Annotated in this window: 15 protein-coding genes and 2 pseudogenes; 6 read left to right on the top strand and 11 right to left on the bottom strand. The window is 35.6% G+C overall.

Annotation, left to right across the window (positions count from 1 at the left end; genetic code table 11):
- Positions 1-456 precede the first annotated feature (456 nt).
- From ACFIMC_RS01510 to ACFIMC_RS01460, 11 genes and pseudogenes are all read right to left on the bottom strand, one after another.
- Complete coding sequence (locus ACFIMC_RS01510; protein WP_375613839.1) at positions 457-852, bottom strand: type II toxin-antitoxin system HicB family antitoxin; 396 nt, start codon at positions 850-852, stop codon at positions 457-459.
- Positions 849-1,049, bottom strand: a complete 201-nt coding sequence (locus ACFIMC_RS01505; protein ID WP_375612550.1) for a type II toxin-antitoxin system HicA family toxin — start codon at positions 1,047-1,049, stop codon at positions 849-851. The genes ACFIMC_RS01510 and ACFIMC_RS01505 overlap by 4 nt, the downstream gene beginning before the upstream one ends.
- 67 nt (positions 1,050-1,116) lie before the next feature.
- Complete coding sequence (locus ACFIMC_RS01500) at positions 1,117-1,653, bottom strand: hypothetical protein (protein ID WP_375668737.1); 537 nt, start codon at positions 1,651-1,653, stop codon at positions 1,117-1,119.
- Positions 1,654-1,663: 10 nt separating this feature from the next.
- A complete protein-coding gene (ssb, locus tag ACFIMC_RS01495) occupies positions 1,664-2,116 on the bottom strand; it encodes a single-stranded DNA-binding protein (RefSeq protein WP_375668738.1) in 453 nt (150 codons plus the stop codon).
- A 135-nt stretch (positions 2,117-2,251) separates the two neighbouring features.
- Positions 2,252-2,632, bottom strand: a complete 381-nt coding sequence (locus tag ACFIMC_RS01490) for an XRE family transcriptional regulator (RefSeq protein ID WP_375668739.1) — start codon at positions 2,630-2,632, stop codon at positions 2,252-2,254.
- A gap of 132 nt (positions 2,633-2,764) precedes the next feature.
- Positions 2,765-3,279, bottom strand: a pseudogene (locus tag ACFIMC_RS01485) (hypothetical protein).
- Positions 3,266-3,613, bottom strand: coding sequence for a hypothetical protein (locus tag ACFIMC_RS01480; protein WP_375680948.1), 348 nt, complete (start codon positions 3,611-3,613; stop codon positions 3,266-3,268). Before ACFIMC_RS01480 ends, ACFIMC_RS01485 begins: the two are co-directional and overlap by 14 nt.
- A gap of 155 nt (positions 3,614-3,768) precedes the next feature.
- On the bottom strand, positions 3,769-4,287 hold the full coding sequence (locus ACFIMC_RS01475) for a hypothetical protein (protein WP_375671929.1): 519 nt from the start codon (positions 4,285-4,287) through the stop codon (positions 3,769-3,771).
- Positions 4,232-5,353 carry a hypothetical protein gene (locus ACFIMC_RS01470; RefSeq protein WP_375685627.1) on the bottom strand — a complete coding sequence of 374 codons (1,122 nt, stop codon included), beginning with the start codon at positions 5,351-5,353 and terminating at the stop codon, positions 4,232-4,234. The genes ACFIMC_RS01475 and ACFIMC_RS01470 overlap by 56 nt, the downstream gene beginning before the upstream one ends.
- On the bottom strand, positions 5,343-5,690 hold the full coding sequence (locus ACFIMC_RS01465) for a DUF1376 domain-containing protein (protein WP_375658300.1): 348 nt from the start codon (positions 5,688-5,690) through the stop codon (positions 5,343-5,345). Before ACFIMC_RS01465 ends, ACFIMC_RS01470 begins: the two co-directional genes overlap by 11 nt.
- Before the next feature lie 126 nt (positions 5,691-5,816).
- On the bottom strand, positions 5,817-6,062 hold the full coding sequence (locus tag ACFIMC_RS01460; RefSeq protein ID WP_375633286.1) for a helix-turn-helix transcriptional regulator: 246 nt from the start codon (positions 6,060-6,062) through the stop codon (positions 5,817-5,819).
- A gap of 99 nt (positions 6,063-6,161) precedes the next feature.
- On the opposite strand from ACFIMC_RS01460, the gene ACFIMC_RS01455 reads away from it, so the two are divergent.
- The 6 genes and pseudogenes from ACFIMC_RS01455 to ACFIMC_RS01430 all read left to right on the top strand — a co-directional run bounded on the left by ACFIMC_RS01455 (position 6,162) and on the right by ACFIMC_RS01430 (position 9,326).
- Positions 6,162-6,764: a S24 family peptidase gene (locus tag ACFIMC_RS01455; RefSeq protein WP_375627583.1), complete on the top strand. Its 603-nt coding sequence runs from the start codon at positions 6,162-6,164 to the stop codon at positions 6,762-6,764.
- A 170-nt stretch (positions 6,765-6,934) separates the two neighbouring features.
- Positions 6,935-7,197: pseudogene (locus ACFIMC_RS01450) on the top strand (hypothetical protein).
- Between the two features lie 65 nt (positions 7,198-7,262).
- Positions 7,263-7,625 (top strand): antA/AntB antirepressor family protein, encoded by a 363-nt coding sequence (locus ACFIMC_RS01445; protein ID WP_375671932.1) that lies wholly within the window; start codon positions 7,263-7,265, stop codon positions 7,623-7,625.
- Positions 7,626-7,662: 37 nt separating this feature from the next.
- Positions 7,663-8,421, top strand: coding sequence for an antA/AntB antirepressor family protein (locus ACFIMC_RS01440; protein ID WP_375680950.1), 759 nt, complete (start codon positions 7,663-7,665; stop codon positions 8,419-8,421).
- A 12-nt stretch (positions 8,422-8,433) separates the two neighbouring features.
- Entirely contained in the window at positions 8,434-8,751 is a 318-nt protein-coding gene (locus ACFIMC_RS01435; protein WP_375680951.1) for a hypothetical protein, read from the top strand.
- A gap of 11 nt (positions 8,752-8,762) precedes the next feature.
- Complete coding sequence (locus ACFIMC_RS01430; protein WP_375680952.1) at positions 8,763-9,326, top strand: hypothetical protein; 564 nt, start codon at positions 8,763-8,765, stop codon at positions 9,324-9,326.
- Positions 9,327-9,421 lie beyond the last annotated feature (95 nt).

Raw genomic sequence — 9,421 nt, 5'->3', positions numbered from 1 at the left:
TGCTCCTTTTGCGTCATAATTAATGACATCATTAGTCAATTATTGATTTTTGTTATTTGAAAAATAGATTAGTCAGAATTATCTAGAAAACAGAGCTTTCTAGCCATATTAAAGGCTTGATATTTCATTGAATTTTTGGGAATATTTTTGAATTTTGGACGCAATACAACCAATGCAGTGCCGTCATTAAATACGATTTTTTACACCATGCCAACAAAAAAATCTATATTTTAGATTTTATAAATTATTGTGAAATTATTATAGGAGGGAAAGGCAATGACAGGTCCAGAAATATTAGATGCCATGTATATAATATCAATGATAGTTATATCCCTCTTGACTATAGCGTTTTGTTTGCCTGCCGCCTTTTGATTTTCATTAATAGTTTGCGGATCATATGCAATTACACGCTTTTGTAAAAAAATCGAGAGTGAGAAATTTTTCCAGATTGATGAGCTAAATATTAAGCTCGTGACGGGCTGCTGTTGCCAAAAAAGCAGATCTTGTTAAACCTCTCTTTTGTGCACAATTATCAATTGCACGTAAAAGCCCTCGTTCAATTGATATATTTGTGCGTATGACTTCTGAATCATTTTCAATAAAAGGAACTTGTATTAAAAAAGCTCCTTCTGACAAAGCTGTTTTGACAGATTTCCGTTGTATGACTTCTTCAAATTTTGAAGGAATAGGCACTCTATCTATATCTTCACAATAAAGTTGGAGTGCTTCTGTTGCATTTGCGATTAAATTTTCTTCCTCATCAGCAGCAGAAAAAAGTCCCTCAAAATCAGGAAACTGAACACCAAAAGCAGATTCTTCATCTTTATGAACAAGAGCAAAAAATCTTTTCATTCTTCTTCTCCTTCTTTTAACCAGCCTGCTTGTTGTGCGATAGAACGTGCTGTACCAATCGGAAGATTTTTTTTAGGATGTGGAACGATAACAACCTTATCATCTTTTTTAAATTTATGATGAGAACCTTTCACTTTGATAAGTTCAAAGCCATCACGCTTTAATTTTGCAATGATTTTTCGGCTATCTTGTTCCATTACCTAAACTCATAATGTGTAAATATATACACATTTTAATGATTTTTCATCTGATGTCAATTCTTTTTTAATGGCTAAAATGCTTATGAAGCGCATTAAGAACAATACGCAAAGAGCTAACAAGATGTGTTAACGATTGATCTTCTATAACAAGATATTGTAATGCAGCGTAAAGATTATACTGTCTATAGAGGTGTTGTGTTTCTTTGATAACCTCTTTCGTCTCTTCATAACAATGAGTTGCTCTTTCAATCCACCGTTTTTGTGCCTCCTCATTTGATGAAGGAGTAAAGTTATCATAAATTGCATTAGGCAATCCTTTTGCACATAGATAATTGTTTTTCACTTCAAGATATTTTTGTGCAGCATCATATTGGTCTTGATTGATTTCACCTTGCAAATAAAACCGCCCGATATAGGTTCCGGAAAGCGGATTTTTAGCCTCTTCTATGGTCAAGCCAAAGCGTTTGGCACGCATTTCAATTGCCAATTTATCCATGGGTTTATGCGGTGTTTTTGCTCGTGAGATGCGTCCGTTTGGTTCTCTGATACATCCTTTAATCCGAGGACGTCCGCGTTTTGTACGTTTTTTTCTCTTTGTCATATGTTATCAATCAGAATGGGATAGCATCATTAAGAGATGTGCCATGATCAGTAGCACCTGAAGCGATAGCATAATTTTGAGAAGTAATGGGTGAAGGGGTAGGGGATGCTGATTGCTCTTTCTTTGCATCAAGCAAATACAATTCCCCTTTGAATTGTGGTAAGATAATCTCTGTTGTATAACGGTCATGCCCATTTTTATCTTGCCATTTGCGTGTTTGTAATTTGCCTTCTACGTAAATCTTTGAACCTTTGTTGAGATACTGAAGTGTAATTTTTGCTAAATGTGGATTAAAAATCACAACTGAATGCCATTCTGTTTTCTCTACTTTTTGATTGGTTTTTTTATCTGTATAGCTCTCAGAAGTCGCTATACTAAAATTGACTATTTCTGCTCCAGAATTCATAGTTTTGCTTTCGGGATTAGCACCAAGGCGTCCGATTAACGTCACTTTATTTAGCATGTTTTTTCTTACCTTAAATTTGCAATTTATACATAAAAATCTTAGCATAATTTGCGTATTTATTCAATTATTTCAAAAGGATATTATTGTTTTTTAACATATAAAATTATGTTTACGGTGTATAAAATAAGGGGATCAAGGTATTCTATTCTGCAAGCACCGTTTTTTTTCTACTTTCTCCATGAGTTCCTTGCACTTTGTCAGATCTTGTTGTGAAAGAGATTTAAACATTCTAACAAACGTGTTAGAAATTTCATGGTTAAGTGGGTCAGAAGAGTTCATTGTAAAATTCTTACTACAAATATTTGCTTCTCTTCTCAAGATAGAAGCCGTTTCTTCATTTAAAGCATATTTCTCAATGATCTTTTCTTCCATGTCAGCAGGTATAGGCTTTTTGCCAATTTCTACAGAAGATAAAAATGCTATAGATACGCCTAATTTCTTAGCCATATCTAATAAACGTTCTGTTCGATCAATACGAATTTTACGTAAGGTTTTGCCAAATGGTGTAAGCATTTGATTCAAGCTCCTATTAATGCAATCAAGTGGTTTTCAATGATTTTTTGATGTTTTTGTTGATTTCATCTATGAACGTTGAGAAGAGACAACGTCATTTAATCTGAACAGTTTTATAAAATCGGAATTTTACTATAGCTTTTTAACTGAGCACTGTAGTGTGTAAATAGATATATTTATTAAACTGCGTGTATGTAACATAAGGAAAAATACACAAACTAAAAAGGAATACCAAAGAGCAATATCTGAGTACCAAAGTACAGTATCCAATGAAAAAGAAAGCTTATGCTCCACGTACTTAGAGATGACAGGTAAAAAACAGTTTCTTTATAACTACTTGGGAAAATTAAAACGACAAGCGCTAAACTTATTAGTTTTAAGAGTCTGTGCAAATACTGTTGTAAATCACGTGTTAGTTTCACCCAACCCGTTGTATCATCATCTTTATATTTTGGATTGTTCTGCAACTCAAAAGGAATATGAGAATTGCATAAAATTACAAAAATATTTGTTACTATTATCAAACCAAAAGATGCAAATATCAAAATACTTTGAATAAAGTAGGGATTTTTTTTAATTCCTAAAAAACATAAAAATATAAAAGTTATAATGCCAAACAAGGCTCTTAGCTGTTTATCTGTAAACATATTTATTTCCTGCGGTTTTCGATAATTTTTTGATCTCTTTATTGATCTCGTCTATAAGAGGTTCGTAATTGAGAACGCTTTTCGGAATAGCACCACCGTAAACCCATGCTTTCACCTGCGCTTTGGTACTAAAATCCGCATTTTCTGGTGTGGTATAATACTGTCCGCCATCAAACTTTTCACACTCTCTTGTGCCGTCTTCATATTCGTAGAGGTTGTAAAAATACTCCTCTGCTCCGTCCCCCCAAGGAACATAACCAACAGCTGTTGCAACAAACTCTTTTTGCATTGGTTGTTGACGGTTTTTTAAGAACAGGTCTTTTAATATTCTCATGTTTTTAGTCCATAATTTTACCAATTGGTCTATTTGCCTTAAATTTGACCGTACAGGGCGCTTTATATTACAGATATTTTTTCATCGTAAAATCTTTAAATCGCTTTATACGGTACCTTTTTGTCGATTTAAATGCATGTCTAATCGTAAAATGATCAGCACTTTTCACTATTTTGCTGTGAACCAAAGCGTTTCATTATCCCACCAATGCCATTTAAAGTCTCTTCAAGCTCTTGCTTGTGAACAAGCGTTATAGGCGTTGAATGCTCTTTCGCTGCTTGTTCTTTCAACTCCTTTTCACGGAATCTCAAAACAGCATTGCGTACAAAATTGACTTTTCTCAAAAGATCGTTTTCCAAATCACGACACAACCTGACAAGTTCTCGTGTGCTCGGAAAAAACGTATCGGATAAACAATTTATTTCATCACATAAAATCCGTTTGACCACTGTCATCAGTGACCATGCAGAGACATTTTCCAAAACCATCCCATAGGTCAACGCCATTCCCTCATGGTCTGATTGTTGTGCTATTTTCAAACCACACGACAGCATGCGAATAGCTTTTGCTATATCCTCTTTACCTGCTTTCACTGCGAAGAGCTCTTGCAATTGATCACTAGCCTCTAAAGCAATCGATTCCTGCTGTTTCGTTAATTGGCTGCCATCCTTCAAAACAAACGGACCGCTCGGAGGTATCATCGCATGAATGTGTTTCAAAATACCCTCGATTTCCGATATCAAGGAGACTGTCTGCGATACGCTCCCCAATGCTTTTTTGCTTTTGAGTGTAATTTCCATTGTTTCCACCATTGTTGTTCGTGTTTTTTGTTTTTTCTAAATCCTCGATAGCCTTTCGCACCCAGTTACGCCATGTTGCTTGCCAATCACGTTTGATAGCATTCTTTCCTGCACAGGCTTTCCAAAAATCTCGAAACTTTGCAATTTCGACTTTGACACGCTCTGGAGGCAAGCCTTTTTCGATTGCAAAATCGTAATCGGGTTCAAAATCTTCTGGCAATCGACAACCGCGATTAGCTTGCGCTCGTTTTGCTTTTTTGGGAACGTTCTCTTGCTCGTGAATGGGAGGTTGGTTGTCTACACCCGTTGTGATTTGCTCTGATGTGGTCTCAACAGCAGCAACCTCTGTTGTCTCGTCAACCTGTTCGTTTGTTTCTAAACTTTCAGAACCAATTTCTTTTTTTGCTAAAACGTTAGTTTTAGTTTTTTTATTATATATGTTATTGTTATTGTTAATGGCATCATTAAGCATTTCTTGTGCATTGCTAAAATCCCCACAAGCATCATGCTTAGCATCCTTAAGCATACCGTTAGCATCATGCTTAGCATTTTTAGCATCTTGATCATCACTCATTGTTTTTGCTTTATGATGTTTTGCCCATTTTGCCTGCGCTGCTTTCTTTGCTCTCTCTGAAAACTTATTTAAATTTTCATTTGAGTTATTGAGTTCTTCTTCAACATCTAAACTCCACAAGCGTCCATCTTCTAAACAAATGATGTGTCCAGATCTAAATAAATAATTTAACGCCTTTTCAAATCTTTTTACTGAACAACAAGTAAAATGAGATAATATTCGTGCATCATTCAAAAGAGGCTCACGCGTGTGTAACATTCTTATCCGCAACTTCACATAAACATTGACTTCCATAGGTGGTAAATCAGAGAGTTTAAATAGCCACTGGTCTGTATTAAGTCTCGTCCAAGCCAATTTAGTTGACATATTTTACCTCCTTTTCTTCATTATTATTAAAGGTAAAATTATCTAGCTCTTCACTGAGGTTATTGAGTTCTTCTTCAACGCGCGTATTCCACAATCCATTATCTGTCTCAACAAGTTTATTATTTCTCATGAGATATTCGACAATAGTCGCAAACTTTTTTTGTGAACAATTGCAAACACGTGCAAGCGTTTCAAAATCTTCTTTAATTGGTGCTTTTTTATCGTACATGCGAACGAGAAGCGTCATATAAGCGCCCCTTTGCTCTAACGTCATTCCATCTGTACCACTTATCCAGTCATACAAATGGAATCTTATCCATGGCATACCATTAGACATGCGCATCCCCTTCTTTCATTAAATATAAATTAGTGATCATAATCCCCCCCTTAAAGCTGTTGCGTATTTATGCGTGCGCATGGTGACGCGTAATCTATTTATTTGATCTCTTTATTTAATGCCTGTTTAAGAATGTGAATGGTGCTGTTGATGTTCATTACTATCTGTAGGAGCAGCAATAAAAGCAGAACTAGAGCTAGAACTATCCTTCAACTTTTGCAGCTTTAAATAACTATTTAAAGATAGTCCTTTGCCTTGTTCCCAACGACAAACAGAGGCTTGCTTAACGCCTAAAATGTCTGCTAATTCTTTTTGTGTTAGCGATAAACACTTTCGGATAGATTTAATCTTGAATTTTTCCTCTGTGTCCATTTGAGTTAAGTCCTTTATTTTAACCATATACGCAATTGTATAGAGTTAATTAAAAAAAACAATAGATTTTTTTAATTTTAAAATCATAAGTAACTAATTATGACGAAAAATATCATTGCGACATTGCAAGTATTGCAATCTGAGTTTGGTCTTAATCAAAAAGATCTTGCCGATAGATTAAATGTAACCCAAGCGACCGTGTCAAGATGGTTAGGAAGTGAATCAGATCCCAGAGGTTCACACAGAGACTCAATTCTAGAACTTTATAAAAGCTTAAAAGGTTATAATCAAATTACTACAGTTGTTCCTGTCATGGGATATGTAGGAGCAGGATTAGAGATTGATACCGATGTTGAGCAAATCCCAGAAGATGGGCTTGAAACAATCGAAATACCATTTGATTTGCCTTTTGAAACAATAGGATTCATGGTTCGTGGAGATTCTATGTATCCCGTATATAAAGATGGTGATTTAATCGTAGTTAAACATCTGCAAACAAAGCCAATGAGCGATTATTACGGTGATGAAGTTGTCGTTCTAACAGAAGATAATAGGCGTTTCATCAAACAAATTACTCGCTCTTCAGAGGGCATTGTACTCAAATCATGGAATGCGCTACCTATTAAAAATGCAAAGATAAAATGGGTTGGAGAAATAGTTGCAATATTACCGCGCAAATCCTATCGTCTACTTATGAAGTAATCCCAATAAAGTTTTTGATTCTATTGCTTGTGAAGATGGCATTTAAGTGAAAATGCAAAAAAAATGAAATATATGCGATTTTTTGCTTGCTTATATTTATACATTTACGTATAAGTAATTATACAAACCACGCACAAACAATCGCCAAGAGGCGTTAGGGAGGAAAAATTATGGAAAATCCAATTCTTATAAATTCCAATGAAATTTTATTAGTTACCTACGATAAAGATCAACACATTGCAGAGTCTGGACCACTTGATGCAAGTCAAATTCTAAGCATTGTTGATGAGGTNATAGTGAGGTTCATGACTTTGTACGTGAAAGTGATGCTTACCACGATCTTTTATCTGATTTAGCAGACGAAAAATATAATGATGAGATTTACGGTACTTATGAACAACAACACCGTTTGCGTCCTTGTGATGTGCTTTAAAATTCTAAAGGGCGCTTTTAAAAGCGCCTCCCTTTTTCCCATCAATAATTGATTAGAGTAAACTTATGACCACACATGATACTCATATTCATAGTGAAGGATATCTCACGCCTGAAAACGAGGTAGACAACAAAATCGGTTATGTCCAAATGGTCAATGCCCATGTAATGCATAGGTACTTACATTTGAAACAAGATTTTTCCACTTGGTTTAATGATTGTGTTGAAAAGCTTGATCTAAAAGAAGGCATGGATTTTGTTTTTACAAAACAAGAATGGAACAGACAGAAGATTTGTCTAAAATCTGAAATAGAAACAGATAAAACCGATAATCATTACTTCAAAATTCACGCAGCAAGGAAAATTGCTCAAGCAGAACGTCATAGAAACTATGGCAGAATATTATATCAAACCTTGTGTTTTTGTTAATTAAGAGAGTGATGATGCAAAACTTTAGGAGTTCATCATGAATACTCTCATAGAGATTAAAGAACAAGCCATTGATAAGGAAATTGTTCAGACAGTAAATGCACGTGATCTGCATGCATTCTTAGAGGCAAAACGTGACTTTTCAAATTGGATTAAGGACCGTATTACCAGATACAATTTTATAGAAGGACAAGACTTTGTAAAAACACAAGATTTGCGCTCGCCAAATTTGGCGAGCGCAAAATCTAGGGCTGTTATCGCGATTAACTACTATCTCACACTTGATAGAGCCAAAGAGCTTTCTATGCTTGAGAACAATCAGAAAGGGAGAGAAGCCCGTTTATACTTTATCGAATGTGAAAAGCGTGTAAAGCAAGTAGTAACACCACAAATCGACTATTCAAGTCCAAAGGCTATGATTGGCTTTTTGAATTACCTACAAGGTCAAATAGATCAAAAAGACACCATCATTGAAGATTTAACACCAAAAGCCATGGCTCTTGAAAGCTTACAGCGTCATAATGGACTCTTTGGTCTTACAGAAGCCGCTAAAATACTCGAGATGCAACCAAAACAATTCATTCTCTTCTTACAGCAAAAAGGTTGGGTTTACAGACGAGCAGCAGGTGGAAATTTGCTACCGTATCAAGACAAAATCCAAAAGAAACTTATGGATTGTCCAACTATCACACTTCAAACCGCAAATGGAATAGAAAAGGTCATTCCTTGCGCAAAAGTCACAGCAAAAGGAATTGGTGTGCTGTCTCAAGAGCTTAAAAGACAAAGCATGCATTAAGAGGAGGTTATTATGATAAAAAAGAAATACAAACTGACTGATGAGACAATTAAAGTTGATAGAATAACGCTTTACCGTATCCGTGCATTAAAAGACTTTGGAGATGTTAAAAAAGGTGATTTTAGTGGCTTTGTAGAGAGTGAAAGAAATCTTAGCCATGATGACAATTGTTGGGTTGGTGATGAGGCGTGGGTTTATGAAAATGCATATGTCTATGAAAACGCTAAGGTTTATGAAGATGCCGAATTTTATAATAACGCAAAAGTTGGTGGTAATGCCATAGTAGCTGGCAAAACAGCATTTTATGGAAGTGATGCTATCTTAAGGTAGGGGCAAAAACCATGGAAAAGAAATACAAACTGACTGATGAAACAATTGAGTTTGATGGCAAAACCCTTCACCGTATTCGTGCTTTAAGGGATTTTGATGATGTTAAAGCAGATGACCTAGGCGGTTTTATACAAAAAGAAGACAATCTAAGTCATGATGGCAATTGCTGGATTGGGGATTATGCAAAAGTCTATGGTAATGCCAAGGTTTTTGGTAATGCTAAGGTTTACGAAAATGCACAAGTTTACGGTTATGCACATGTTTACGGCAATTCTCGTATTTATGGCAAAGCAGAAGTTTTCGATGAACCATGCATTTACGGTCATGCAGAAGTTTACGGTGATGCACATATTTGCGGTGAACCGCACGTTTTTGATAATGCAGAAGTTTATGGCAATGCACAAGTTTACGAAGAGCCACACATTTACGATAGGGCGCGTGTTTACGGCAATGCGCAAGTTTGCGGTGATGCGCATGTTTATGGTCATGCAAAAATTTACGGTGATGCATGTGTATGTTGGGACGACTGGATTGATGGCGATAAAAGAATCTCAACTGGAGAAAAGACCAGATGAAAAAATACGAACTTACTGATGAAACAATTCCGTTTGATGGAAGAACTCTTCACCGAATTAGAGCATTAAGAGACTTTGGATATGTCAAAAAAGGT

Source organism: Bartonella sp. AP21QHHD, assembly GCF_042196205.1.
Classification (GTDB): domain Bacteria; phylum Pseudomonadota; class Alphaproteobacteria; order Rhizobiales; family Rhizobiaceae; genus Bartonella.
The sequence above is the reverse complement of the archived record's forward strand: the minus strand, read 5'-3'. Positions and strand labels throughout refer to the sequence as shown.